This window comes from Methanomassiliicoccus sp. (genome assembly GCA_033485155.1).
Classification (GTDB): domain Archaea; phylum Thermoplasmatota; class Thermoplasmata; order Methanomassiliicoccales; family Methanomassiliicoccaceae; genus UBA6.
Map to the genome: position 1 here is coordinate 129,851 of JAWQJJ010000004.1, position 26,454 is coordinate 156,304.

The 26,454-nt window shown below is 62.3% G+C and carries 27 protein-coding genes; 4 read left to right on the forward strand and 23 right to left on the reverse strand.

Going from position 1 to position 26,454, the window contains the following annotated elements; all coding sequences use genetic code 11:
- Positions 1-2 precede the first annotated feature (2 nt).
- The 9 genes from SA339_07670 to hisG are packed head-to-tail and all read right to left on the reverse strand — an operon-like array spanning position 3 to position 7,212.
- A complete protein-coding gene (locus tag SA339_07670; GenBank protein MDW5563089.1) occupies positions 3-1,370 on the reverse strand; it encodes an aspartate kinase in 1,368 nt (455 codons plus the stop codon).
- A complete protein-coding gene (locus SA339_07675; protein ID MDW5563090.1) occupies positions 1,367-2,026 on the reverse strand; it encodes a histidinol phosphate phosphatase domain-containing protein in 660 nt (219 codons plus the stop codon). Before SA339_07675 ends, SA339_07670 begins: the two co-directional genes overlap by 4 nt.
- Positions 2,023-2,637: a bifunctional phosphoribosyl-AMP cyclohydrolase/phosphoribosyl-ATP diphosphatase HisIE gene (gene hisIE / locus SA339_07680; GenBank protein MDW5563091.1), complete on the reverse strand. Its 615-nt coding sequence runs from the start codon at positions 2,635-2,637 to the stop codon at positions 2,023-2,025. The genes SA339_07675 and hisIE overlap by 4 nt, the downstream gene beginning before the upstream one ends.
- Positions 2,634-3,386 carry an imidazole glycerol phosphate synthase subunit HisF gene (gene hisF / locus SA339_07685; GenBank protein MDW5563092.1) on the reverse strand — a complete coding sequence of 251 codons (753 nt, stop codon included), beginning with the start codon at positions 3,384-3,386 and terminating at the stop codon, positions 2,634-2,636. The genes hisIE and hisF overlap by 4 nt, the downstream gene beginning before the upstream one ends.
- 1 nt (position 3,387) lies before the next feature.
- Positions 3,388-3,939 (reverse strand): imidazoleglycerol-phosphate dehydratase, encoded by a 552-nt coding sequence (locus SA339_07690; GenBank protein MDW5563093.1) that lies wholly within the window; start codon positions 3,937-3,939, stop codon positions 3,388-3,390.
- Entirely contained in the window at positions 3,936-4,637 is a 702-nt protein-coding gene (gene hisA, locus SA339_07695) for a 1-(5-phosphoribosyl)-5-[(5-phosphoribosylamino)methylideneamino]imidazole-4-carboxamide isomerase (GenBank protein MDW5563094.1), read from the reverse strand. Before hisA ends, SA339_07690 begins: the two co-directional genes overlap by 4 nt.
- Complete coding sequence (gene hisH / locus SA339_07700; protein MDW5563095.1) at positions 4,634-5,299, reverse strand: imidazole glycerol phosphate synthase subunit HisH; 666 nt, start codon at positions 5,297-5,299, stop codon at positions 4,634-4,636. The genes hisA and hisH overlap by 4 nt, the downstream gene beginning before the upstream one ends.
- Positions 5,293-6,339 (reverse strand): histidinol-phosphate transaminase, encoded by a 1,047-nt coding sequence (gene hisC, locus SA339_07705; GenBank protein MDW5563096.1) that lies wholly within the window; start codon positions 6,337-6,339, stop codon positions 5,293-5,295. The genes hisH and hisC overlap by 7 nt, the downstream gene beginning before the upstream one ends.
- A gap of 9 nt (positions 6,340-6,348) precedes the next feature.
- Positions 6,349-7,212 (reverse strand): ATP phosphoribosyltransferase, encoded by an 864-nt coding sequence (hisG, locus tag SA339_07710; GenBank protein MDW5563097.1) that lies wholly within the window; start codon positions 7,210-7,212, stop codon positions 6,349-6,351.
- Positions 7,213-7,353: 141 nt separating this feature from the next.
- Between hisG and SA339_07715 the strand changes: the two genes are divergently transcribed.
- Positions 7,354-8,769, forward strand: coding sequence for a radical SAM protein (locus SA339_07715; protein ID MDW5563098.1), 1,416 nt, complete (start codon positions 7,354-7,356; stop codon positions 8,767-8,769).
- On the opposite strand, the gene SA339_07720 is transcribed toward SA339_07715, so the two are convergent.
- On the reverse strand, positions 8,744-9,958 hold the full coding sequence (locus tag SA339_07720) for an MFS transporter (protein MDW5563099.1): 1,215 nt from the start codon (positions 9,956-9,958) through the stop codon (positions 8,744-8,746). The genes SA339_07715 and SA339_07720 overlap by 26 nt on opposite strands.
- Before the next feature lie 81 nt (positions 9,959-10,039).
- Between SA339_07720 and SA339_07725 the strand changes: the two genes are divergently transcribed.
- Positions 10,040-10,192 (forward strand): hypothetical protein, encoded by a 153-nt coding sequence (locus SA339_07725; protein ID MDW5563100.1) that lies wholly within the window; start codon positions 10,040-10,042, stop codon positions 10,190-10,192.
- On the opposite strand, the gene SA339_07730 is transcribed toward SA339_07725, so the two are convergent.
- The 11 genes from SA339_07730 to SA339_07780 are packed head-to-tail and all read right to left on the reverse strand — an operon-like array spanning position 10,193 to position 21,101.
- Positions 10,193-10,924: a UPF0280 family protein gene (locus SA339_07730; GenBank protein MDW5563101.1), complete on the reverse strand. Its 732-nt coding sequence runs from the start codon at positions 10,922-10,924 to the stop codon at positions 10,193-10,195. It abuts the gene before it with no gap.
- The gene (locus SA339_07735; protein ID MDW5563102.1) at positions 10,921-11,325 is read right to left on the reverse strand and encodes a 4Fe-4S binding protein; all 405 of its coding nucleotides are present in this window, start codon (positions 11,323-11,325) and stop codon (positions 10,921-10,923) included. The genes SA339_07730 and SA339_07735 overlap by 4 nt, the downstream gene beginning before the upstream one ends.
- The gene (locus SA339_07740) at positions 11,325-12,494 is read right to left on the reverse strand and encodes a homocysteine biosynthesis protein (protein ID MDW5563103.1); all 1,170 of its coding nucleotides are present in this window, start codon (positions 12,492-12,494) and stop codon (positions 11,325-11,327) included. The genes SA339_07735 and SA339_07740 overlap by 1 nt, the downstream gene beginning before the upstream one ends.
- Positions 12,495-12,500: 6 nt before the next feature.
- A complete protein-coding gene (gene asd, locus SA339_07745; GenBank protein ID MDW5563104.1) occupies positions 12,501-13,562 on the reverse strand; it encodes an aspartate-semialdehyde dehydrogenase in 1,062 nt (353 codons plus the stop codon).
- Positions 13,563-13,564: 2 nt separating this feature from the next.
- The gene (locus tag SA339_07750) at positions 13,565-14,635 is read right to left on the reverse strand and encodes a prephenate dehydrogenase/arogenate dehydrogenase family protein (protein MDW5563105.1); all 1,071 of its coding nucleotides are present in this window, start codon (positions 14,633-14,635) and stop codon (positions 13,565-13,567) included.
- Positions 14,628-15,725, reverse strand: coding sequence for a chorismate synthase (aroC, locus tag SA339_07755; GenBank protein MDW5563106.1), 1,098 nt, complete (start codon positions 15,723-15,725; stop codon positions 14,628-14,630). Before aroC ends, SA339_07750 begins: the two co-directional genes overlap by 8 nt.
- On the reverse strand, positions 15,701-16,969 hold the full coding sequence (gene aroA / locus SA339_07760) for a 3-phosphoshikimate 1-carboxyvinyltransferase (protein MDW5563107.1): 1,269 nt from the start codon (positions 16,967-16,969) through the stop codon (positions 15,701-15,703). Before aroA ends, aroC begins: the two co-directional genes overlap by 25 nt.
- On the reverse strand, positions 16,966-17,823 hold the full coding sequence (locus SA339_07765) for a shikimate kinase (GenBank protein ID MDW5563108.1): 858 nt from the start codon (positions 17,821-17,823) through the stop codon (positions 16,966-16,968). The genes aroA and SA339_07765 overlap by 4 nt, the downstream gene beginning before the upstream one ends.
- The gene (locus tag SA339_07770; protein ID MDW5563109.1) at positions 17,820-19,274 is read right to left on the reverse strand and encodes a shikimate dehydrogenase; all 1,455 of its coding nucleotides are present in this window, start codon (positions 19,272-19,274) and stop codon (positions 17,820-17,822) included. Before SA339_07770 ends, SA339_07765 begins: the two co-directional genes overlap by 4 nt.
- Positions 19,274-20,305, reverse strand: a complete 1,032-nt coding sequence (locus tag SA339_07775) for a 3-dehydroquinate synthase II (GenBank protein MDW5563110.1) — start codon at positions 20,303-20,305, stop codon at positions 19,274-19,276. Before SA339_07775 ends, SA339_07770 begins: the two co-directional genes overlap by 1 nt.
- Before the next feature lie 4 nt (positions 20,306-20,309).
- Positions 20,310-21,101: a 2-amino-3,7-dideoxy-D-threo-hept-6-ulosonate synthase gene (locus SA339_07780; protein ID MDW5563111.1), complete on the reverse strand. Its 792-nt coding sequence runs from the start codon at positions 21,099-21,101 to the stop codon at positions 20,310-20,312.
- Positions 21,102-21,289: 188 nt separating this feature from the next.
- Here SA339_07780 and SA339_07785 point away from each other — a divergent pair, with 188 nt between their 5' ends.
- Both SA339_07785 and SA339_07790 read left to right on the forward strand, forming a co-directional pair.
- Positions 21,290-21,790: an ACT domain-containing protein gene (locus SA339_07785; protein MDW5563112.1), complete on the forward strand. Its 501-nt coding sequence runs from the start codon at positions 21,290-21,292 to the stop codon at positions 21,788-21,790.
- Between the two features lie 48 nt (positions 21,791-21,838).
- Positions 21,839-22,006, forward strand: a complete 168-nt coding sequence (locus SA339_07790; GenBank protein ID MDW5563113.1) for a hypothetical protein — start codon at positions 21,839-21,841, stop codon at positions 22,004-22,006.
- A 106-nt stretch (positions 22,007-22,112) separates the two neighbouring features.
- Here SA339_07790 and carB read toward each other — a convergent pair whose 3' ends face one another.
- Positions 22,113-25,319 carry a carbamoyl-phosphate synthase large subunit gene (gene carB, locus SA339_07795; GenBank protein ID MDW5563114.1) on the reverse strand — a complete coding sequence of 1,069 codons (3,207 nt, stop codon included), beginning with the start codon at positions 25,317-25,319 and terminating at the stop codon, positions 22,113-22,115.
- Entirely contained in the window at positions 25,316-26,398 is a 1,083-nt protein-coding gene (carA, locus tag SA339_07800; protein MDW5563115.1) for a glutamine-hydrolyzing carbamoyl-phosphate synthase small subunit, read from the reverse strand. The genes carB and carA overlap by 4 nt, the downstream gene beginning before the upstream one ends.
- Between the last annotated feature and the right edge of the window lie 56 nt (positions 26,399-26,454).

The following is a 26,454-nucleotide window of genomic DNA, read 5'->3' on the forward strand; positions in this document are numbered from 1 at the left end:
GCTCAACCGCCGAAGAACTCGTGATGGATGGTCTTGGTCGTCCTCTCCAGGTCCTTACGCTTGACGGTGAAGGTCAGAGCCACGGTGGACGCCCCGGCGGAGATGAGGCCCACGTTCGTCCCGTTGCTGGCGACGATGGTGAAGACCCTGCCGGCGATGCCCTCCTTCTGCCCCAATCCTTCACCCACCAGGCACAGCAGGGCGACGTCGCGCACCGATTCCACGCGGTCCACCACGCCCTTCTTCGCCTCCGCCACCACCTTCTCCGCGCGCTTGAGGTCCCGCTCCTCGATGAGCATGGAAACGCAGGTCTGGGAGGTCGCCGCGGAGTATACATTGATGCTGGCATCGGATAGCATGGTCGACATCTCTGACATGACCCCGGACTTTGAGCCCAGGCCTGCCCCATAGACCTTGACCATGGCCATGTTTGGCATGCTGGATATGCTCTTGATGGTGCGGTTGCCCTCCACCCCCTTGGGGTTGATGGCGGTGCCCTCATAGGAGGGCTTGAAGACGTTCTTGACCCGAATTGTGATGCCCTTGGCCCTAGCCGGTTCAACGGTGCGGGGGTGCAATACCTTGGCTCCGAAGTACGACAGCTCGGCCGCCTCCTCGTAGGAGAGCTGACTGATGGGCACCGCTTCTTGGACGACCTTGGGGTCGGCGGACATGAAGCCGTCAACGTCTTTCCAGATCTCCAGGCTGTCCGCATCTATGGCGTTAGCGATGACGCTGGCGCTGTAGTCCGTGCCGTTCCGGCCGAGCAGGGTGATGAATCCATCATGGGTCTTGCCGAAGAAGCCGGTGACCACCGGGGTCTCCTGGCGCTTGAACATCTCGTAGATGCGGGGAGCAATGTTGTTCCTGGTGGCCTCGATGTCCACCGTGGCCGAACCGAAGGTGCCGTCGGTGATGACACCCAGCTCGTCGGCGTCCACCGGTATCGCGTTCACCCCCATCTCCTGCAGCATGGCCGCCATCATGATGACGCTCATGCGCTCCCCGAATGATTGGACGAGATCCTTGGTCCTCGGGGTCAGCTCCTCCAGATAGATAATCCCGTACAGGATCCGCTCCAGCCTGACCAGCTGGGCGCTCAGCTGGCTGACCGCGGTCTGCTTGACGTCCATGCTCCCGGCGACCTCGGCCAGAAGCTTGAGATGGCGATCCCTCAGCGTTCGAATGAACTGCTGCACTTCCTCCTCCCGCCGTACCTTGGACATGAAGTCAAGAAGAGAATCAGTGATCCCCTGGATTGCCGATACCACAATGACCTTCTCTTCACCGTCGGCGGCGATAATCTCCCCCACGCTCATCATGCTCGCTCCGTCCTTGAGCGAGGACCCTCCGAACTTGAGGACCTTCATCCTTTCCGTGCCCTCCGTATGATCTCCTTGGGGATACGTTGGACGCACAGCTCCGCCTCGTCACGGGTGAGCCCGGCGCCCATGGCTACGTGGACCGCGCGCTCCTCGGTGATGAGGTCGCCGGGGGCGTGGGTGTCGGTGTTGACAACCATCTTGGCATCGACCTTGCGAGCCATGCGCACCACGTGCCCGTTGGTCAGGGCGTGCGACGGCCTTGAGGTGATCTCCAGCACCACGCCGTTGTCGGCCGCGGCCTGGGCGTCCTCCATAGTGAGGAATCCGGGATGGGCGAGGATGTTAACGTCGGGGTTGTTTACCGCCGCGCGGTTGGTACCCTTCTCCACCGGTTCGGAGATGGTCTCGCCATGCACCACGATGATCTCCGCCCCGGCCTTCTTGGCCTGCCTGACCACCTGATCCATCTTGGCGGCAGGGATATGAGTGAGCTCGACGCCGACCAGCATGTCCAATCCCCACTCCGCGGCCAGGGGGACATCCTTCCTGACCTCCCTAATGAGCCGCTCGATGTTGCTGGGGTCCGCGTGATCGGTCACCGCGATGGCCTCATGCCTCATCACCACGGCCCGCCTGGCCAGCTCGATAGGCAGGAGTTCGCCGTCGCTCTGCAGCGTGTGCATGTGAAGGTCTATCCTCATTTCTTAACCCCCTTGTGCCTGTCGGACAGCTTCCTGAACACCTCGTTCATGGGCAGGTTGAGGTACTCGAACAGGACCATCTGGTGATAGATGAGGTCCGCTGCCTCCCAGACCTCTCCGTCATGGTCCTTCCCCTTGCCGGAGATGGCCAGCTCTGCCGCCTCCTCCACCACCTTCTTCAGCACCTTATCCTCGTTGGACAGCAGCTGGTTGGTGTAGCTGCCCTCCTTGGGGTGCTCCTTGCGGTCGCGGATGATCCTGCGCAGCTCGGGGATTATGGATGCGGTGCCGCTGAGGTCGCCGTATAGCACTTCCTCGAAGCAGGACGGCCGTTCCAGATGGCAGGCGTTGCCCGTCTGCCGCACGCGGATCAGCAGCGTGTCGCTATCACAATCGGTCTGGATGCTCACGATGTCCTGCACGTGGCCGGACTCCTCGCCCTTCATCCACAGCTTCTGCCGGGACCGGGACCAGAAATGCGTGCGGCCGGTGGAGAGCATGAGGTCGTAGGATTCCTGATTGGCCCAGGCCATCATCAGCACCTCGTTGGTCTCTGCGTCCTGCACGATAGCCGGAATCAGCCCGTCGGCGTTGAACTTCAATGCGGTCATCTTACCTGCACTCCCCTGTCCGAGAGGTAGCGTTTGACGTCCCCCACGGTATAGGTGCCATAATGGAAAATCGAAGCGGCCAGAGCCGCCGAGGCGTTGGTTTCCTCGAAGACCTGATGGATGTGCTCCGGGCTGCCGCAGCCCCCTGAGGCAATCACCGGGATGTGCACGCTGTCAGCGACCAGCTCGGTTAGCTTTATGTCGTACCCGTTGGTGGTCCCGTCGGCGTCCATGCTGGTCAGGAGGATCTCGCCCGCGCCACGGTCCTGCATTTCGTAGGCCCAGTCGACGGCCTCCAGTTCGGTGCGCTGCCGACCCCCGTGGGTGTATACCTTCCAGCCGCGGCCCTCGCGCTTGGCGTCGATGGCCACGACCACGCACTGGCTCCCGAAGTCCTTAGCGCAGGCGGTGATGAGCGTGGGATCATGGACGGCCGCGGTGTTCACCGACACCTTGTCCGCTCCCGCGTTGAGCGCGTGCCTCATGTCCTCCTTGGACCGAATCCCTCCGCCGACGGTGAGCGGGACGAAGAGGCCCTCCGCGGTCCGCTCCACAACCTCGAGCAGGGTCTTCCGGGCATCGGAGGAGGCGGTGATGTCCAGGAACACGATCTCGTCCGCCCCCTGTTTCTCATATTCCACTGCCAGGTCGGGCGGATAGCCGACACCTTCCAGGTTCTGGAACTTGACGCCCTTGACCACCCGCCCGTCGGTCACGTCCAGGCAGGGTATGATGCGCTTGGTGAGCATCCTAACCGCTCCTGAACCGCACGGCATCCTTGGTGCTCAGGACGTTCTCCCGGGGCACGATGGCCTTCTTCAGCGCCAAGCCTAGGGCCTTGAAGGTGGCCTCGATCACGTGGTGGTCGTCCAGCCCTCGGTGCACGATGACATGCAGGGTGATGCCCGATGACATCGAGAAGGAGCGCAGGAAGTGCGAATACAAGGGGTCGGGGCAGTCGGTGTCGCAGTACGGTCGGTCTACGATGTCCACCGCTGCGGTGACCAGCGCGTCGTCCATGGGCACCATGGCCGAGGCGATGCGATCGACCGGCAGGTCGCCCAGGGCCTGTCGGAACGCCGCGCCCAGAGCGATGGCGACGTCCTCCACCAGGTGGTGATCGTTATCCCCGCTGGCGTCCATGGTGAGGTCGAAGGACGCGTACCGGGTGAGGGTCTCCATCATGTGCTTCAGGAACTGATCGTCAGTGGTGACCTTGGCCTTTCCCGAACCATCGAGGAACAGGGATAGGGAGATGGAGGTCTCCTTGGTCTTGCGGGACAGCTTGGCTTCCCTAATCACTTCCACACCTCCTCCGGTCTGATCGTGCCCTTGTACAGGGCGAGCCCGACCACTGCCGACTTCACGCCCACGCTCTCCAGGGTGGCGAGATCGTCAGTGGTGGTGATGCCCCCGGAGATGATGACATCGTGGGGGCATATCTCCACGAAGTGCCGTATCTCCTCCAAGTCGATGCCCTTAGCTTTTCCCTCCACATTGACGTTGGTGTGAAGCACGCCTGCCAGGGGAAGGCCCTCGGTCGCCTTTAGCGTCTCACGCAGCTTGCTCTCCGACGACTCCTTCCAGCCCTTGAGCTGGATCTTCCCGTCCTTGGTGTCCAGCGCAAGGATGATCCGGTTGCGGTTGGTCCGCACCAACTCGTAGAACCAATAGGGATCGGTTATGGCCCGGGTGCCCACGACGACCCTGGCGGCTCCCAGGGTCAACAGGGTCTGCGCCGCCTCGGTGGTGCGGATGCCCCCACCGACCTGAATGGGCACCTTGACCCGCGACATGATGGAGGTGATGGCCTCGAAGTTATCCCCCCGTCCCATGGCCGCGTTAAGGTCGACCACGTGGATCGCCGGTGCGCCCTTGCTCTCCCAATCCAAGGCCACATCGCGGGGGTTGGGGAGGGATACCTTCTCCGTTCCAGGCTTGCCGCCTACCAGCTGGACAGCCTTGCCGTCCAATATGTCCACTGCGGGGAATACCATCATAGCTTGGCCTCGATGAATCTGACGAAGTTCCGTAGGAAGGTCGCTCCGGAAACGCTGCTCTTCTCCGGGTGGAATTGCACTCCAAGCACATTCTTTTTTCTGAACGCCGAGGGGAATCGCCCGAAGTAATCGGTCGTGGCGATGGTCACATCCTCCTCCGGGCTTCCGTGGAAGGAGTGGGCGAAGTAGAAGTACGGCGAGGTGACCTCGTCGAACGAAGTGTCGCTTGAATCGACCCTGTTCCACCCCATGTGAGGCACTCTCTCGGCTTCCAGGCGGATGACCCTACCTTTTATGAACCCCAGCCCCGGCCCGGAGCCCTCTTCACTCTCCTCGAACAGGATCTGCGCCCCGATGCAGATGCCCAGGCACGGCGTCCCCGCCTCCAGCCGGTCGACAATGATGTCACGGTACGGCAGGAGGCGTTCCATGGCGCTGTCGAACGCGCCCACTCCGGGGAACACGATGACCTCGGCGTCTAGCAGGTTGTGCATGTTCGATTCGATGACCGGCCTGGCACCGGCAATCTCCAGGGCCTTGCGAATGGAGTGCAGGTTGCCGACCCCATAATCGGCGACGGCCACGCGGACCTTGGGCCGCTGTCCGATGCGATAGGAATCGTTCTCCTCGGGGTACTTCACCGACCTCCGGATGTTCACCATTCCTCGGTCACCTCTTTCAGCTTGTTCAGCAGCAGGTCGTTCAATTCTTTGGTGCCGATCGTCGTTCGAACGCAGTCCTCCAGCATCCTCAGGTGACCGAAATCGCGGATGAGCACGCCCTTGTCCGCCAATCTGGACACCAGCTCTTTGGAGGGCCGCGGGCTGCGGAACATGATGAAGTTGCTCTCCGAGGGGAACGGCTGGAACCCCAAGGATCTCAGGCCGGAGGATAAGCGGTCACGCTCCGAGCACACCAGCTTCACGGCCGCGTCCACATAGGAGGTGTTGGTGAGGGCAGCGACGGAGACCATCTCGCTCACCCGGTCCAACGAATACGGTATCTTCACCCGCTGCATGACCCCGGCCATCTTGAGGTTGGAAGCCATGTAGCCGACGCGGAAGCCCGCCAGGCCGTAGGCCTTGGAGAAGGTGCGGGTGACGATGAGGTTGTCGAATTCTTCCACCCGAGACATGAATGAGTCCCGGGCGAACTCTCCGTAAGCCTCGTCCACGATGACCGGCCCATCGTGCTCGCTGACCACCCGCTCCACGTCCCGGTGGTCGAAGCAGTTGGCAGTGGGATTGTTGGGGGTGCACAGTATGATGATCTTCCCCTTCGCCTTCAGCAGGGCGTCGGGGTCCAGCTGGAACCCCGGCCGCAGGTCGACGTTGACGAAGCGGCCGCTGTTGACCTTGACGAAGAAGCCGTGCAGCACGTACGACGGGTATGGTGCGACCACGGTCTCGCCGGGCTCCATGAACGATTTGAACGCGACGTCCAGGGCTTCGTCCGAGCCGTTGCCGACGACGAAGTTGTCCGCCGCCAGTCCGTACTTCTCGGCCAAGGCGTTGCGAAGGTCGTCGGAGTACGGGGCCGGGTACTGGTTGAGGTCGAGGCCCATGCACGTGGTGAGCACGTCCTTGACCACGGTGTTCGGCCCCAGCACGTTGACCGAGGTGTCCATGCGCACGGCCTTGATCTTAGGGTTATAGTACAGAGGGATGTCCCTCACGGTGGTGCGGATCCATGAGTCGTTCATCCTTCCACCTCAAGGCACCATGCGGTCGATGGGGACGATCAGGATGCCCGATGCTCCCAGCCGCTTCAGGCGGTTGACCGATTGGTAGATCGCGGACTTGTCCACCACCACGTGGATGGCGACCGCGTCGTCCCGGCCCATGAGGGGCATCACCGTTGGTCCAGCGATCCCCGGGAGGAAGGCCCTGACCTCGTTGAGGACAGCCACTGGCACATCGGCCATCAGGTAGCGCTTGCCCTCGGCGTCCATCACACTGCGGATCGCCGACGCCAGCTCCTCCAACTCGGTGCCCCGGGTGCGCATCGCCTGCTCATTGGCTATGAGCACGGCCTGGGATTCGGCAATCACGGCGATCTCCTTCAGCCGGTTGGTCTTGAGGGTGCTTCCGCTGGACACCAGGTCCACGATAAGGTCGGCGACCCCCAGGTAGGGAGTGACCTCGGCGGCCCCCGTGATGGTGGTGATATCCACCTTCTTGCCCTGGGTCTCGAAGTACCTTTGGGCCATGCCGGGGAAGGAGGTGGCGACCATGGACCCATCGGGAATGTCCTGCACCGTGTCGATACCCCGGCCCTCGGGGACCGCAACCGACAACCGGCACCGCCCGAAGCCCATGTCCATGAGCTTGTGGACCTTCAGTCCGGACTCCAGCACGAGGTCGTAACCGGTGATGCCCATGTCCACCGCGCCCTTATGGACGAACCTCACGATGTCCTGGGCTCGTAGGAACATGACCGAAAGGTCGCTGTTCTTGACGTTGGCGTACAGCTTCCTGTCTCCTCCGTCCTCGATCTCCAAACCTGCCTGGTTCAGGATTTCGATGGACCGCTCGTTCAGCCGCCCTTTGTTTGGCACGGCCAGTTTGATGGACATCACTTCACCTTTCTAAAGCGTCAAAGGTGATAGCCTGTCCCCATAAATAACATATGGGAGTTGCCTGCGCCCAGCACCGGATTCTACATCGGGAACGGTTCAAAAACTATTTTATCGACTCTTGACAATTTGCAAGGCCAAATGAAAGTGATGCTCACCACCCCCCCATGGAAGACCACCGAGAAGTGGCCACCATTGGGACTCCTCTATCTGGCCGGCAGTGTACGGAAGGAGAGGGGAGACGAGGTCGTGGTGGTGGACGCGTTCTGCCACAATCTGACCGTGGAGGAGCTGGTGGACCGGGTGGTGAGGGAGCGCCCGGACGTCCTGGGCATGAACTGCTCGACCCATACCTTCACCGCCACCATGGAGGTGATGAGCAGGGCGCATCAGCTATTGCCGGACCTGACCATTGTGCTGGGCGGTTACCACGCCACCTTCGCCGCCAGGGAGATACTCAACGAGTACTGGTTCATCGATTTCATAATTAAGGGGGAGGCTGAGCGCTCCCTCCCCAGACTTCTGGACCACATCGAGGCGGAGACCGAGCCCACCGATGTGGAAGGCATCTCTTTCGTCCGCTCCGACGGTACCCTGTTCGAGCGCCCTCTCACCCTGGTCCAGGACCTCGATGCACTGGACTTCCCAGACCGCAGTCTGCTCGGCGATTTCGAGTACGGTTACATGTTCCAAGGGGTGCCCCTGACCTTCGGCCGGTTCACCACCATCTCGACTTCCCGGGGCTGCCCCTTCTCCTGCACCTACTGCTCCTGCGCCGCCTTCTCCGAGCGGCGATGGCGGCCAAGGGGAGCGAAGAGCGTGGTCGATGAGCTGGAGATGCTCTATAAGCAGGGATACCGGGAGTGCGTTATGGTCGACGATAACTTCACCCAGTCCGTGGAGAGGGTGGAGGATATCTGCCGCCAGATCAAGGAGCGAAACATTCGCATGAGGCTATATTGCGAGGGCCGGGCCGGTCATGCCCAGCTCTCTCTTCTGAAACAGATGAAGTCCGCCGGCTTCAACGTCATCTACTTCGGCGCGGAGTCATCCTCGCCCAATGTGCTGGAATACTATAACAAGAAGCAGACCCCCGAGCGGACGGCGGAGGCCGTGGCCAATGCCAAGCGGGCGGGGATGCTGGTCATAACTTCCTACATCCTCGGTGCCCCCATCGAGTCCCGGGAGGAGATGAAATCGACGATTCAGTTCGCTCAGTCCCTTCGCCCTCACGGTGTACAGTACAACATACTGGACTTCCTCGTCGGAACTCCGTTGTGGGAGCAGATGAAGAGCAACGGCGTGGTGAGGGTCGAGGACTGGAAGACAAACCATCGCGTCTATGAATACTTCCCTGAGCACGCCTCCCGGGAGGAGCTGGAGGCTCTGGTCAACGACGGTTACGGCTCCTTCCTGGGGGCATGGAAGAGCGGATCGGGAGTGCTGGAGCTCCTCCGAACCATGATGGTCAACTCCACCGCTCGCAGGGTGGTCCTCGGAAACATCACCAACCCCGCCGCTCGCAGGATGATCACCGACGGACTGAAAGGCTTCTAGGCGGGCCTCTATCGCTCACCCGCTCTCCGCGGAAGGTCCAGTAGAACAGCGCTGCCGCGGCCAACAGCACAGCAGCCATTGTCCAGAACCCTCCCAGATACCATAGCGCGTTGCCGATGATGAGCGATATGAAGATGGGGCCGGCGAACTGCCCCACGTCCATGATGGTGTTCAAGAACCCCATGGTTGATCCGGACGATGATTGCACGCACAGGTCCGAGACCAATGCCTGGGTCGACGAAGTGACGGACGAGAATCCGAACCCGAACACCGCCGATAACGCAACCAGGATCAGTGGCTCCGAGGTCAGAGGATACAGCAGGACTCCCAGCGCGCACACCAGCAGACCTATGACGATGAACTCTCGTCTCCCGCGGCGATCGGACAAGCGACCCATGAGGGGCTTGGTCAGCACGACGGTTACTAGCTGGGCACCGCCGATGAGGGCCCACCATAAGGGGTCCAACCCATGATTGACGGCGTAGTCCACGGAGAACACCTCGAAAGCCCCGTAGGTCAGGTACTGAGCTGCCTCCATCGACGAAGCCACCAGCACTCGGCGGTCGGTGACGATGGACAGCAGCTGCTGCATGATCGGGGCACCCTTGCGCCCCTTACCTGTTGCGTCCCGCCCTTGGCCGTACACGGCCACGATGGCCACCAGTGCAGCGACGCCGGCCATCGACACCGCCCAGTAGACGTCCCGATAGTTGCCCATGGTAAGCACGATGATCCCCCCTCCCAGGAACGGGGCGACCCCCCGTCCGATGATGGTGGCCGAAGAGTAGAACGACAGCCTGGCAGCTTTGAGATCCGGGAAGTTGTCTACGATGGCGGCGCTGGCCACCGTCCCGAAGATCGCGGTGGCGAAGCCATGGTAGAACCTCACCGCCATGAGCTGTCCGGGCGTGGTGACCGCGAGGTATAGGAGCGGTGCGGTGGCGAAGATCGCTGCCGCCGTGTACATCACCCTCTTCCGTCCAAGGACATCTGACAGGGAACCAGCGGGCAGGGAAACGAGTATGCCAGGCAGGGTGGAGGCCGCGGCGATCAGCCCGAGGAGCGTGGTGTCAGCTCCCAGGCTCCTCGCGAACGGAACCAGGACTGGATTCTTGGCCATGGTCGAGCTGAGGATCGCCAGCGCCCCGGCGAAGCTGAGCCCATAGAAGAAGCGGTCTCTAGGTTCCATAACATCTCCACGGTAGCGGGGAAGAGAGATATTTTGCTTCCGAACGACATGTACCCTCGCCCCGATGGGCGAGGTCACACCATGGCTGGCAAAGAAGACACTGGCGAAGTTCTGAAATGGTACACCCGCTGCTTTATGTGCTCCAACAAGCTCCGCTGCCGCGAAGAGAAGGTAGAGCGCGGCTCCAAGAAATGCATAAACCTACTGAAGCTGAAGCACAAGGCCAAGCACTGATCAGGAGAGCGAGGAAAACTCGATCTTGGCCACCTTCCCCGGGGGAACGGTAACCCGGGTGAGGTGGGGAAGGCGTCCCTTCATCGCCACCTTCTCCCCGACCACCGCCACCGCCCCCTCGATCCCCGGGATTGAACACACGTCGTCGAGCGCTGTGCACATTGCCCCGTCCTCACCGGAGGTCAGGAGGTTTCCCAGCCGGGTGGCACAGGCGTCGGCAAGAGTGACATCGGCGGAGATCACCGTGGCCGCGTCGGAGATGCCGAAGGACAGGGAGGGGCCGATAGTGGCCGAGGAGGTGCAGATGCCGAAGACGCCCGCCCGGGGCGGACATAGGAAGCCGATACCCTTGACGAGGTCTCCGGCGTACAGTCCGATGCTCGTCTCGCGATCAAGGAGCAGGGCTATGTCCCCGCCGTTGTCGACGATGGCCTGGGTCGCCCCCGCCGCCTGCATGTCCAATACTGCCCGCTCGGCGACCGCCCCGGCCACCGCGGCCATGGGGCCCACGCCGGCCTTGACCGCGGAGGCGCACATGCGGGCGATGAGAGGGGGAGCTTCCTCCGGGCAGGGGTACGGCTCCAGCGTCATCTGGAATAGGGGATCGCGCCGAATGAACCGCTGGAGCACTTCTCTCGAGCGGAAGATGGACTCCTGTGCCGTTCCGAAGAACTCGTCCTCGGCGACGATGGTGACCGCGGTCTCCCCGACCTCGAAATGCCGCCTGTTCATGCCTTGAGCTTCATCGCCTTGGGCGGGCAGGAGGAGACGCACAGCCCGCACGCGATGCACTTGTCCAGATGGAAGATGACCTTCCAGTTCTGACGGTCCATCTCGATGGCGTCGGCAGGGCAGATGGACACGCACATGCCACAGTTGGTGCATCGTTCCTCGTCCTTGGTGACGAACTCGTTGAGCTCCTCGACCTTGACCCCCATGCCCTGGAGGTAAGCGACGCCCTTGGTGATCTGAGCCGGCTTGCCGTCGACCTCGATGAGCAGCTGTCCGCCCTTCTCCTTGACTTCCGCCCTCAGGATGTTGAACTTGAGGTCGAAGTCCTTGACCAGGATATAGGTGATCGGCTCGTTGACCAGCTCGGGGATGAAGTAGAGGTTGAACTTACGTTTGGACATCAGAGCACCTCCTCCTTCGAGCACACCTCAAGCACTTTCTGAGACCTGTCGGTAGGCATCGCCACGGCCGGCCTGGTGAGGGTGAACTGCTTTTCGTTGATCATCTTCTTCAACCGCTCGGCGATCACTTTTGCCTTGTAGTACGACGACAGGGAGGAAGTCTTGACCTTCTTGCCGAACAGCTCCACCGTGCCGCTGCGCAGCTGGGCGTAGCTGACCTCCATCATCGGCTTGCGGTTACGGGACTGGATCGAGTAGTCCAGCACCGGAGCGAAGATCTCCTCGTCGGTCCTGGCGGCACAGGTCATCATGTCTTGGTCCAGGATGGGGATGGGTATTCCGATTCCCACGGCCATGGATAGTCCGTAGCCATGGAAGTCAAGGGCCCGGATGAACTCCGTGCTCATTCCGCGCAGGTCGCCTATGACTGCCAAGGTCCGGCCAGACGACGACGGGACGCCGTTGCGGTAGGGGATATTGGTCTTGAACTGCGTTCCCTCCCAGGCGACGTAGCCGATTCCTCCGCCGAGGAAGATGCGCGTCCCCATGCCAATAGTCCTCATCTGAGGGTCCTTGAGCAGTGGGGACAGCTGCCCGGCGCTGCTGTAGGTGGCGTTGCCGTAGTGCGGGAGCAACTTGCCCATGTAGGTGAACAGCGCCTTCTCCGAGGAGTTGGTCGCCACCCCATAGTTCTGATAGGCATTCCGGGGGTTGTACATATACGCCTGGTTCACGGACTTGAGCGAAATGTAGGTGTCGATGTCCCGGCGTGGATAGCAGTCGGTGCCCCGGCCGGTGGCGCGGAGGTGTACCGCCTCACCGGCGATCAGCGATTCGATGACATGGGCGCCGCCGTACTCATGGCCGTCGCCCTCCCTTTCCTCCGTCGCCCCGATGTAAGCGTCCACCGCGGCCAGGCCGGTGTAGGCGGGCACGTCATTCAACCATACCTTGCTCATGCGTATGGGCGGCTCGGCATGCCCGAAGTTGATGAAAGCGCCCGAGGAACACATGGCGCCGAAGGTACCCGTAGTTACTACGTCCACCTCCTTGGTGGCCTTCTCGATTCCCTGGCTTTCTACCAGCTGGATGGCCTCCTCCGCGGTCATGACCACCGCGTCGCCCTTCTCGATCTTGGCGTTGATCTCCTCGTATGTCCTCTTCAACATCTCACCCTATAGAAGCTTCTTGGCGTACGCCAGCTCGGCGTTGAGCACCGACCCGCCCGCGCCACCCCGGAGGGTGTTGTGGGAGAGCACGAACATCTTGAAATAGGTACCTTTCTTACGAACGCGACCGACCACGCTGCTCATGCCTCGGGCCCTCTCCGGCTCTCCGGCATTGGCATCCATGGCGGGCTGGGGCCTATTGTTCTCGCGGCGCACGATGATCGGCCGCAGGGGGGCGGTAGCCAGTTTCAGCGTCTGAGGCTCGGCCCTGAACTCCTCCATGGCCTTGATGAGATCCTCAATCTCGGCGTCCTTGATGGTCCTCAGGGTCACCGACTCCAGGTGGCCGTCGATGACCGGCACCCGGGCGCAGTTGGCCAGCGTCTCCACGGGATGTTCTACGAACTTACCTTCCTGCACCGACCCCAGGATCTTGGCCAGTTCGCTCTCCATCTTCTCCTCTTCGGATTTGATGTAGGGGACAACATTGCTCATGATGTCCAGTGACGGTACCCCAGGGTAGCCGGCCCCGGAGATGGCCTGGTAGGTCGATATGCAGGCGAACTCCAGCCCGAACGCCGAGTCCACTGCCTTTAATGGGATGGCGATCCCGGTGGTCGAGCAGTTGGCGTTGGTGACGATGTACCCGCCCTCGCTGAAGGTGGACTGTTTCCTCACCATCTCGATGTGGTCGGAGTTGCACTCCGGGATCAGTAGGGGCACGTCCGCGTCCATGCGGTGGGGCGCGGCGTTGGAGAACACCGCGCAGCCGGCCTTTGCCAGCTGGGTCTCGAAGTCGCCGGCGATGTCGGTGGGGAGTCCGGAGAAGGCAACCCTGCTAGCCTTGGCGATCTTGGCCACGTCCAGCTGCTCGATCCGCATCTCCATGGTGTCTTCCTTGAACTGGTAGTCCCTGACCTTCAGGGTGTCCCCGAGCTTCTTGCCTTCGGACCGCTCCGAGGCGTACAGTCCAGCGATTTCGAACTGCGGGTGGTCCTCCAGCAGCTGCACGAATCGCTGCCCGATCATCCCTGTGGCGCCTAGGACGGCGACCTTCACCTTTGCCATCTCTACTTACCTCCGAAATATTCCTTGCCCTCTTCCATCATGCGCTCGAACGCATCCTTGTCGCCCTTTACCGCGGCGTCCTTCAGGTCGTCGACGGCGCGCTGCAAGTACTCGAGGGCGTCCTTGTTGAAGGGGTTGAGATGCTGTATCTCATAGTAAAGCTGAGCGTTCTCCGATGCAACGTTGCGAGCGGAGTCCACCTGATGCTTGAAGGTGGTGGACGATGCCCGGTTCAGCTCCTCGAAGGACCGCCCGCTCTGGCGAAGGGCCTCGAAGAAGGCGATGTTGACCGCATGGCTGAGCCCTAGCACGTACGCCATCAGCGGGTCGTGGTCCTCCACCTCCATCTCGATTATGTTCGCCCCGTCGATCAGGGAGTTAGCCATCTCGATGGCGTCGGCCGAACCACAGTGACATACGATCACATTGCGGTCGACTATGGAGGCGGTGTCGGGACCGAACATGGGATGGAGAGAACACACCTTCATTCCCTTCCCCGCGCCTACCCTCAGTAGAGGGACCAGCGGGGTCTTGATGGAGGCTATGTCCAGTATCAAGCCGGCAGGCTGCATCGCCAATATCTGTTCGAGGACCCCGGGAGTGGTCGATATGGGGGTGGCCAATACGATGACCTCGGCGTCACGGACCCCTCTCTCAAGGTCCTTCTCCACTGGGAATTGGGGGTTCTCCCCTTGATCATGGATCCTTATCCGGTGGCCCCGGGAGGCGAAGAACCGGCACAGCCACATGCCCATGCGGCCGTTGCCGCCGACGACGAGGATGCGCTTGGACATCTGAGGCCGGGGGATATGTCCCTGCTGCTCGATGGATTCGCGTATGAGCAAGGTGGCTATCTGGCGGGCGGACTCGGCTGACATGCCGAACTCCTTGGCCCTTTCCACATAACGTCCGATGACCATCTCCTCCACCTGGGGAGCACGCAGAGGTATGGACTCGGCAGCCTTCATCTGCCCCATCTCCACCGCCGCGGCCGTACGGTTGGCCATCATACGAAGGATCTCGCGGTCGATCTTCTCGATACGCTTTCGGATGTCTTCTATGCTCTCACGCAATGAAATCACCTCTAAGGCACAGGTCGGCCAACACCAGGGCGGTGGCCGCTTCGACCACCACCACGGCGCGGGGGACGATGCAGGGGTCGTGCCTCCCCTCGACCCTGATGGTGGTATCCTCCATCCGCTCAAGGTCTATGCTCTTCTGCTCCAGGGATATGGAGGCTGTAGGCTTGAAAGCCACCCTCAGGTCGAGGGGCATGCCGTTGGACAGGCCGCCGAGCACTCCCCCGGCGTTGTTGGTCATGGTATGGACCTCCCCGTTCTCCACCAGAAAGGAGTCATTATGCTCCGAGCCTCTCATCCCTGCTGCTCTGAAGCCGACCCCGAACTCGATACCCTTGACTCCGGGGATGGCGAAGACCATCTTGGCCAGCTCGCCCTCGAGGGAGTCAAAGAACGGTTCCCCGACCCCGATCGGCAGGCCGACGCTCAGGCACCGCACGATGCCGCCCACACTGTCCCCCTCGACCTTAGCCTCCATGATCTCCTGGATCATTTCCAGCGCGATTTCAGGATCGGCCGCCCGCACCGGGTTCTCCCGGGCCTGCCGTCGCACCTCCTTGAGGTTGCGGTCCTCGGGGTCCTCCACTGACCCCAGCTTCTGGGTGTAGGCGGCGACCTGGATTCCGATACCGCGCAGTATCTCCTTGGCCACCGCCCCCGCGGCTACGATGGGCGCGGTCATGCGGCCGGAGAACTGTCCTCCTCCGCGCAGGTCCACGGTCTCACCGTACTTCTTCAGCTGGGTAAGATCGGCGTGACCCGGCCTCGGTACCACCTTGAACTTTTCATACTTCGAGGAATCGGTGTTCTTGTTGGCGATGAAGATGACCACTGGTGCTCCGGTGGTCATGCCCTCCATCACGCCGGCGAGGATCTCCACGCGGTCCTCCTCCGCCCGGGGGGTGCCCAGGGCCCCGGAGGGCTTGCGCAGGTCGACCTCCCGCTGGAGGTCATCGCGGTCCACCTGAACGCCCGCAGGGACGCCGTCCAGCACGCAGCCGATCCCCGGCCCATGGCTGGAGCCGAACAAGGTGAGCCGCAGCGCGGTGCCGATGGTGTTCAGGACGATCCCTCCATGCTGCAACCTAATGCACCCATGTCCTTGACGAATCCAGGGTATGAGATCCTGTAGCAATCGCCGTCGGAGATGGTGGTGGTGCCCTCGGCCACCAGCCCGGCTACGGCGGCAGCCATAAGGATGCGGTGGTCGCCCGAGGGATCGATGTTCCGCCCCTTCAACCTGGTCGGTCCTCGGACCACACAGCCATCATCCCGCTCTTCGATGTCCGCGCCCATGAGCTTGAGGAACGATGTGGTGGTGGCGATGCGGTCGCTTTCCTTGAACCGCAGGTGCCTGGCATTGGTAAGCTGCGATACGCCCGCGGCCTGGGTCGCCAGCACTGCCAATATGGGGAAGGCGTCGGGCATGTCCCCGACATCAATGGATGCGGCGCGCAGCTCGCCCTTCTCCGCGGTGACTGTGTCCCCGTCCACGCTGACCGGGGCGCCGAACCTTCTGAGCACGTCGAGCACACCCCGGTCACCCTGTCGGTCCTGAGGGTCCAGTCCGGTGACGGCCACCCTCCCGGTCAGTGCCCCGGCTACCAGGGGGAAGGACGCCGATGAGTAGTCCCCAGGGATGGCGTAGCTCCGAGGTCGGTATCGCTGGCTCCCCAGCACGCGGTAGCCGTTCTTTGTCTCCGTACTGATCACTTCGTGCCGGGCCATCATGTCCCGGGTGATCTCCACGTACGGCTTGGACATCAGAGGGGTGGTGATGACGATCTCGGTGTCCAGCTCCTTGAGCGCCGAAGAGATGAGGAGCGAGGAGATGAACTGCGAGCTGATGTCCCCTTTGATATGCGCCCACCGGCCGTGGTTGGGTCCCCGTATGGTGAGCGGGGGTAAGCCGTCGTTCTTGACTGACGCGGCCTTTACCCCCATCTCGTTAAGCGCCGCCAGAAGGGGCTTCATCGGCCTCTGCCGCAGCGACTCGTCCCCGGTGAGGGTGATGTCGTTCCTCAGCAGGGAGGCGATGCCCGACAGAAGTCTCAGAGTGGTCCCGGAGTTCGCGCAGTCGATCGGTGCCGACGGCGTCTTAAGCTTCCCCCCACGGATCACCAGGTCCCGGCCCTCCGTCCTAGCGATGGCCCCGAACTGTTCCATCCCCTTCAGGGTGGCCAGGGTGTCCCCGCTGAGCAGGGGGTCCCGGAGCCTGGAATCACCGTGAGCGAGGGAGGCGAGGACGATCGCGCGGTGAGTGTAGCTCTTCGACGGCGGGGCTTGGACCTTCCCGTTGGCCGCTGAACCGCGGACCAGGAGCTTCATTCGCCTGCCTCCGGGTTGCGGACCCTCGCCTCTATGAACTGGAGGCCGCCCATTGCCGCCCTGAACTCGCGGACCTTGTCCTCCACCACAAGCATGACCAGCGCCGGCCCGGTCCCGGTCAGCCCAGCGGCCAGGGCACCGTTCATCAGCGCCTTCACCGCTACCTCTTGATCGAGGCCCAGGGCGGTGGAGTAGCACATCCCGTTGAGCGTCAGGGCCCTGAAGTAATCACCCTCATGGGCCACCTCGAAGGCCAGGTCCGCCAGGCCCTTGATGGCGGCGATCCTCTCTCTGGGCAGGGAGGCCTTGCGCACCTTGAACTCTGGCACGTGGATCAGCACCCTGAAGTAGTCGGGCATGCTGCCGTGGAAGAGCACCTCCTCGGAGCGGTTGTCGGTGAGCACCACCCCGCCCATGGCGCAGGCGCAGGCATCATCGAAGGCTCCGGTGATGGAGACCCCCGCGTCGATCGCCGCCCGGGTGCCGATGCGAACCGCCTCGACCAGATCCATCTCCTCGTTCAACGCGTCGAGGGTGGCTAGAATCACGGCGTTGGCCGCTGCCGAGCTGCTCTTGAGCCCCCTGGACACCGGGATCTGCGAGGTCGTTCTTACTTCGGCATGGTAGCGTTTCCCTCCGCCCACGCGGTCGAGGACCCCCTGGACGCATCTCTCCACCAGGCCGGTGCCCTCATCAGGGAGGCCTTCCATAACGACCCTGATACCGTCCCCCTCGGTCAGCTCCACCGTGGCCTCGGTCCTCAGGTCGAGGCCGAACGCAGCCCCTTTACCGTTCGCTATGGCGTTGACTATGGTGGCGGCGCCATGGCTCGCTCCAATGCCCTTCATCGTCATCCAGTCCTCGCGCCCTCGGCCATGACCTCATAGGGAGGCCGCTGTCCGGTCCAGGCCTCGAAAGCATCCATGGCTTGATAGATTAACATTTCCATTCCCGAAAGCGTCTTCGCACCGCGGCCGCCAGCCTCGGCAAGGAAGCGGGTGACCAACGGGTTGTACACGAGGTCCACCGCCCACTGTCCCGGCCGGAAGACCGAGGGGTCGACGGGCAGCTCGTCGGGGAATCCTTTCATTCCCAAGGGGGTGCAGTTTATCACCATGTCGAACCCGACAGAGGTAACCTCTCCGTGCCCGGCCGCCCGGCCCAGGAACCTCTTCGCCAGCTCTTGGGCCCGGGAGGCAGTGCGATCCGTGACCCAGATGCGCGCTCCCCTTCTCTCGAGGACGGCGCAGCAGGCCCTGGCCGCGCCCCCCGCCCCGATCACCAGGACGTCCTTGCCCCGGGGGTCCGCATCGGCAGAGAGCAGCGCTTTCTCCAGGCCGGTGACGTCGGTGTTCCTTCCCTCCAGCCTTCCGCTGTGGTTGACGATGACGTTGACCGCCCCCACCCGCTCGGCCAGGGGATCTATGGAATCGAGGTAGGGCATGACCGACGCCTTGTGGGGTATCGTCACGTTCAGTCCCCTGAGGTTCAGGTCCCGGACGAGGTCCATGAGCACCTCTACCTCCTGGTCCTGAGCTGGGAGGAGAAGGTATCGGCCGGGGATGCCCAGGGCCCGGAACGCGCGGTCGTGCATCGCCGGCGACGCCGAGTGACCCAGCGGGTTGCCGGTCAGACCGGTGATTATGGGCTTGTCCCCCAGCGCCTTAAGCGTGACGAGGTCCACTTGCCCGGGGGCCGCCTCCTTCCCCTGCTCCAGGGAGGCGTAGGTGAACGCGCTCCCGAACGCGGCGGGCAGCACCCTGGTCACCTCGCCCAGCGGCCCCATGCCGATCATCACGAAGTGGTTACCGGTGACGGAGAACATCCTCGCGGCCTCGTGGAGGCGGGCCAGGTCGCCTACGCCGTTCACCTGGAACGCCACCTTGGCCACATCGCCCCTGGAGGCCGTGCCGACCAGGGCGTCCAGTATGCCTGAGAGCGGGGGAGTACCGGCGAAGTCATGGTGGGAACAGATGACCCCGGTGTTCTTCAGCTCCCGTCCCATCCGCCGCACCAGGGGGGAGTCGTCCTCGATATCCAAATATTCGAACCCGATGCGGACAGCCCGCCGGAAGAACCGCAGGCGCTCCTCATCTCCCAGCTGGCAGGCGCCTCCCTGCTGTACTGTCCTCAGGGTGGCGATGCGCGGGACGGTCAGACGGCGGAATGGGGAGAGGTCCTCGGGCAGCTTGGCCATGCGGTCGAAGCGCACCTCCAGCAGGTCAGCTCCCCCCTCCTGGGCCGCCAGTCCGGCAGCCACCGCATCCTTGACATTCTCCTCTATCAGGGAAACGCAGACCTTCATCATTTCTCCATTATCGTCTCTTTGATGCTGTGACCGAAGTGCCTGCCGCCCTCTTCCAGCCTGACCAGCACCTTCTGACCGACCTCGAGGTCGGACACGGAGACCGGCCCGTCCGGCGTGCATAGCCGGATCGTCTCCGCATTTTGGAGAATAGTACTGTACCTTTTTCCACTTTCCCCTGCTTCTACGAGCAGCAGGGGCCGCCGCTCGACCTTCGCCCGGCCCACCACGGCCTTCCTCGTGGCGCCCTCGCCGTCCACAGCCAGCACCTCCTCCCCACCCTTCAGCTCGGATAGGTACTTGGTACGGCCGTTGGCCATCAGCACGTAGGAGTGCACAGCGCCAGCGTTCACCCGGAAGGGCCTGGAGGCCACGTACTCCGAGTCCGCGGCCTCCGAACCGACCAGGAATAGGCAGGAGGACTGCGAGCCGACGAGCATGCCCTCCCCGATACGCAGCAGCGAGCAGGTGTCCACGCACACCCGGTCCCCCATGGTTAGGGGATAGATGCCGGTGACGGTGATGGCCGTAAGCTCGGCCTTCGCCGGCCCCTGGAGGTCGAGGGCGACGAACGAGCGCAGGGCGGCCGGGTCGTCGACCTCGATGACGATGCCGTCAGCGCCCCTCTCCATTGTCTCCAGGAACAGCTTGGCTTCTTCTGGCGTGGAAGCGGAAGCCATTAGCTGGGTGTTCGAGCCCTGGAACTCGGCGATGAGGTTCTCCAGAGGAATGACCTTCCAGTCCCGGGCCCGGATGATAAGGTGCTTGACCCTGTCCCTCATGGCCGACGCCTTTGACAGGTCGCCCGGACCAGATATGGTCACTACCGCCCCGATTCTCTCCTCGCCGGACAGGATATCGTCGCCCCTCGCCACCAGCGCCTCGAACCGGCCCAGACGCTTCAGGGCGGCGTCCTCGTCCCGGATGACGATGTTTACGAACCCGGCCTCCAGGGCGGAGGATACGATGCTCTTCCGCTCCTCGTACTCTCCGGGTAGGTCGGCCCGGACCCATATGGTCTTGGGGGACATGCGCTCACTCCAGTTGCTTTAGTGCCTCGTCCACCTCGGCGTCGCGGAGCACGATGTCCGCCACCGCCTTGGTTATACCTGTTACATTGCGGTGCTGGAAGATGTTCCTTCCGATGCTCACCCCCATGCCCCCCGCCTCCAACGAGTCCTTTACCATCTGCAGAAGGTCCCGGTCGGAATCCATCTTCGGCCCTCCGGCGATGACCACGGGAATGATCGCTCCGCGGACGACCTCCCGGAAGGTGTCGATGTCCCCGGTGTAGGAAGTCTTGATGACGTCCGCTCCCAGCTCCATGCCGGCGCGAGCGCACTGCTTGATGAGATCCACGTCGTAACCGTTCTTGATATCCTTGCCCCGGGGGTAGATCATGACCATGAGGGGCACGCCCCATTCGTTGCACTCTCTGGCGATCTGGCCAAAATCGCGCAGCATGTACGGCTCGGTGCTGGCTCCGATATTGACATGGATGGACACGGCGTCCGCTCCCATCTTGATCGCCTCCTCCACCGTGGTCACCAGGACCTTGGAGTTGGGATCCGGGGACAGCGAAGTGGAAGCGGACAGGTGGAGGATGAGCCCGATGTCCCGGCCGAAGCAACGGTGGCCATAAGGCACCACGCCCTTGTGCATGACGACGGCGGTGGCCCCTCCCTGGGACACCTTGTCGATGGTGGCCTTCATGTCCACTAGCCCTTGGATCGGCCCCATGGAGATGCCATGGTCCACGGGCACGATCACTGCCCGGCCGGTATTCCTGTCTATGATCCGCTCCATGCGGATACTCTTACCTGACATTGGTTCGCCTCGCTTGCTAGACAATATCTAGCATGTATATACCGTTTTCTTCTCCCGCTGCCGCCAGGCCAGGCCGCACACGGTACTGGAACGTGATATCCTCTTACGGTATCGGGGAGGTCGGCTGTTTCTGGCGCCCGATGTGCGAAGGATAACCCTTTTATCGCCATGGTCAATCCTCTGGTCATATGTGGTACTCCCTGTCGAAATATTTCGGCCGGTATCCGTCCCAGGGAAAGGTGGCCAAGCTGCTGATGACCAATGGCCTGCGGGTCAAGGAAGGTCGGGTCTACAGCGGCGACGTGGAGATCGGGGATGTGGCCATCGCCCGGGCGATCAACGTCGACCGGAGGATCGTCAGGGCCGCGGTGGAGACCATCGAGTCCGAGGAGGAGCTTCGCCAGGTGTTTTGCCTGCTTCAGCCGACGGCCATGCTTAAGGATGTGGCCCCGGTGATGGGTTGGAGCTGCATCGAGGTCATCCCCACCGACGCGCACGTCCCGGGCATAATCGCCGACGTGACCAGTGTGATCGCCGAGGCCGGCATCAGCGTAAGGCAGGCGTTGGTCGACGACCCCGAGCTGAGCGACGAGCCCAGGCTCTACGTCATCACTGGAAGCGAGGTGCCTCCGGAGATGATCCCCCGCATCAAGGCCTGCCGGGGCGTGAAGAGCATTCTTCTGCATTGAGATTGGTCCGCTGGATGCCAAGACCTGAGACCTCAGCCATGGGGGTCCGTGGCCGTCTTGTCCATCTCCTTCGCTGGCACATTCATCCGATGGAGCACGGTCCCGGCCGGGGTAATAGATGCCTACAGCATGCTGTTCGCCGCGCTGATTCTTCGTCCTGAGGAGAGGAGTCAGAAGGAATTGCGGTGGCTCGAGAAGAGCAGTGGTGGGCAGTGACGCTCATCCCGCCGTCAGAAGGGCCGACCCGGGCATGGCTGTCGAGAGGTCGAGGTGACGGCCGGGATCTCCCGGACCGCCGAATGGCGATCCTCCGTGCCACCGTCTACCGATGATAGGACGCCAGGTCAGTGATGTCCAGCGGGCCCAGCCGGGCGCGCTTCATCGCTTCCACCGTGGCCTGGGCAGCCTGCACCGTGGTGAGGAACGGGATCTCCAGTTCCACCGCCAGGCGGCGCATCATGTACCCGTCGCGACGGGCCCCCGAAGCCTCGCTGGGGGTGTTGACGATGAGGTTGATCTCCCCTCTGCGCATCAGGCCCAGGGCATCAGGCGCCATCTTCTGAGATATGGTGTACACCGTGGTGGTCTGCAGCCCCTTCTCCCTCAGGAAGGTAGAGGTGCCCTTGGTGGCGTAGATATGGAATCCCATGTCCCGCAGCTCCTTGGCGATGTCCAGGATGTGAGGTTTGTCTGCATCGCTGACGGTGATGTATACCCCGCCCGAGGCCGGAAGCTTGAGGCCGGCTGATATCAGCGCCTTGTAGCATGCCGCATCGAAGGTCTGCGCTATCCCCATGACCTCGCCGGTGGAGCGCATCTCCGGCCCTAGGATGGAGTCCACTCCTGGCAGCTTTAGGAACGGGAACACCGACGCCTTCACCGCCACGTGGTCGTACCGGGCGACCCCAACGCATCCCAGCTCCTTGAGCGACCGGCCGAGCATGACCTTAGTGGCGATCTTGGCCAGGGGCACGCCGATGGCCTTGGACACGAAGGGTACGGTCCTTGATGCCCGGGGGTTCGCCTCGATCATGTATACTTCGCCCTCTTTCACTGCCAGCTGCAGGTTCATCAGCCCACGGATGTTGAGGCCTTTGGCCACCTTGGTGGAGATATCCACGATCTTGGAGACCATCTGGGGGGAAAGCGTCTGGGACGGCATGCTCATGGTGGCGTCGCCCGAGTGTACGCCGGCCTCCTCGATATGCTCGAGGATCCCGCCGATGAAGATGTCCGTGCCGTCGGAGACGACGTCGACATCGATCTCGATGGCGTGGGAGAGGTACTTGTCCACGAGGATTGGGTGGGCCTTGGACACCTTGACCGCCGTGGCCACGTAGGTGCGGAGCTCCTCCTCGCTGTATACAATTTCCATGGCCCGGCCGCCGATGACGTACGACGGGCGCACCAGCACCGGATATCCGATCTCGCTGGCGATGGCCCGGACCTCCTCGAAGGAGTGCCCGGTGCCCGAGCGCGGCTGAAGGATGCCCAGTCGGTCCATGAGGGCGGAGAACAGCTTACGGTCCTCGGCCACGTCCACGTCCAGGGGCGAGGTCCCCAGCACCTTGGTCTTCTTACCTTCCAGCGCCTTCAGCAACGGCATGGCCAGGTTGATCGCGGTCTGCCCGCCGAACTGGAGAACGACCCCGTCGGCGTCCTCGTCCTCGATGACGTTAAGGACATCCTCCAGGGTCAGCGGCTCGAAGTACAGGCGGTCCGAGATGTCGTAATCGGTGGACACAGTCTCCGGGTTGTTGTTGATGATGATCGCGTCCACGCCCTCTTCCTGGAGGGCCATGACTCCGTGCACGCAGGCGTAGTCGAATTCGATGCCCTGCCCGATCCGAATGGGGCCCCCGCCGACGATGATGACCTTCCGGTTGTCCGAAGCCCGCGCCTCGTTCTCCGTCTCGTAGGTCGAATAGAAGTATGGTGTCTCGGCCTTGAACTCCGCAGCGCAGGTGTCTACCATCTTGTAGGTCGGGACGATGCCCGCCTCCTTGCGCCTCCGACGTACCTCCTCCCCGGCAGTCCCGGTAAGCTCGGCGATGACCTTGTCGGAGAACCCTAACCGCTTTGCCCGACGCAAAGTATCCGCGGTGACGTTCGAGCCGCTCTTGAGCAAAGCCTCCATGTCCAGGATGTTCTTTATTTTGTATAGAAAGAAAGGATCCCAGTTGGTGATGCGGGCAATCTCGTCGATCTCCATGCCCCGCCTCATGGTCTCGGCGATGACGAACAGCCTCTGATCCGTGGCGGTGGACAGCTCTTTCCTTATCTGCTCCTCGGTCCAGTTCACGCGGTCTAGATACTCCTGGTCAATCTCCAGGGAGCGTATCGCCTTGAGCAAGCCCTCCTCGATGGTCCTCCCGATGGCCATGACCTCCCCGGTACTCTTCATCTGGGTCCCCAGGGTGCGGTCCACGGTGCGGAACTTGTCGAACGGCCAGCGGGGGATCTTCATGACGATGTAGTCGAGGGTCGGCTCGAAAGCAGCATAGGTCTTGCCAGTGATGCGGTTGGGAATCTCGTCCAGGTCATAACCGACGGCGATCTTCGCCGCCACCCTGGCGATGGGATACCCGGTGGCCTTGGAGGCCAGCGCCGACGAGCGCGAGACCCGAGGGTTCACCTCGATGACCCGATACTCCTTGGTCTCCGGGTCGAAAGCGAACTGGATGTTGCACCCGCCCTCGATCTCCAGCGCCCGGATGGTCTTGATGGTGGCGTTCCTCAGCCGCTGATGGTCCTCATCGCTGAGAGTCTGCGCGGGAGCGATGACGATTGACTCTCCGGTGTGGATGCCCATGGGGTCGAGGTTCTCCATGTTGCAGATGATAATGCAGTTGTCCTTGGCATCCCTCATGACCTCGTACTCGAACTCCTTCCACCCGAGGACCGACTCCTCGATGAGCACCTGGTGGATGCGCGAGTAGATGAGCCCCCGCCCGGTGATGTTGGCCAGCTCCTCCTCGTTGTAGGCGATGCCTCCCCCTGTGCCTCCGAGAGTGTACGCCGGGCGCACGAGGACGGGATATTTGCCGATCTCCTTGGCTGCCTGCAGGGCCTCCTCGACGCTGTGGACAGTCTTGCTGTGCGGTATGGGCTCGCCGATCTTGATCATCATCTCCCGGAACAGCTCGCGGTCCTCGGACATCGCGATGGCCTTGGGCTGGGTGCCCAGAAGCTTGATCCCCAGGCGGTCCAGGGTACCATTCTCCGCCAGCTCGGAGCAGATGTTGAGGGCGGTCTGCCCGCCCATGCCGGAGAGTATCCCGTCGACCCTCTCCTTCTCGGCGATGCGCGCCACCGTTTCTGCGTTGAGCGGCTCCACGTACACCACGTCCGCCGTCTCAATGTCCGTCTGGATGGTCGCCGGGTTGGAGTTCACCAGCACGGTGGTGTACCCCTCCTCACGAAGCGAGCGGCACGCCTGGGTTCCGGAGAAATCGAACTCCGCGGCCTGGCCTATGACGATGGGGCCGGACCCGATGACCATGATCTTCTTCAGATCGGATCGTCTCATCGCTTAGCCTCCAGCATCTTGACGTAGTCGTCGAATAGGAAGGTGGTGTCCTTGGGCCCGGCCGAGGCTTCGGGGTGATACTGCACCGAGAAGATAGGCAGCTCGCGGTGTCTCATCCCGTCCACCGTCCCGTCGTTGACGTTGAGTTGATCGACCTCCAGGCCGCTGCCCTCGATGGACAGCGGGTCGACCACATATCCGTGGTTCTGGGAGGTGATATACACCCGGCCGTTGTACTTCACTGGCTGGTTGACCCCCCGGTGGCCGAACTTCATCTTGTATGTTTGTCCACCGAAGGCCAGGGCCAGCAATTGATTGCCCATGCAGATGCCCATGATCGGCAGCTCCTCCTTCAGCTCCCTAATGGTCCGGATGGTCGTGTTCCTGAGATCGGGGTGACCAGGGTCCCCCGGCCCGTTGGATAGGAACAGCCCATCGATCTCCTCGTCCCTGAGCACCGAGGCCGGAGTATCGTAGGGCACCTGCACCACGCTGAACCGCTTGCGCAGCTCGCGGACGATGTTGGCCTTTACTCCGCAGTCGATGAGGCCGATCTTCTTGGCCCCTTCCTTCTCGTAGCGGATTATCCTCTTGGTGCTCGCCTCGGCCACCAGGTTCGAGTCGGAAGGGTAAGGCATCCTCCTCACCTTTTCCAGCACCTCCTGGGGGTCCTCGTCGAAGGAGATCGCGCCCTTGAGCACGCCCTTCTCCCGGATGCCAATGATGAGCGAGCGGGTGTCCAGTTCGGCGATACCAGGGACACCGTTCCTCTCCAGGAAGTTACCCAAGCCCTCATGACCATACATGGCGGAAGGGGAGGAGCAAGCTTCCCTCACCACATACCCGGTCACCTGTACGGAGGGAGACTCCGAGAACTTGTCGTTGATACCGTAATTACCGATGATCGGATGGGACATGATAAGAATCTGGCCTTTGTAGGAAGGGTCGGTCAAGCTCTCTTGGTAACCGCACATGCCGGTGGTGAACACGACCTCGCCGTACACCGTCCTTTCAGAACCAAAGCCAGTGCCCTCAGCGATTGTCCCGTTTTCAAGGATGAGGTGGCACTGTTTTACCATCGAGATTTTGAAGAATAGGAGTGTTGTACTTAAGGTTTGGCATTTGCGGTTGGACA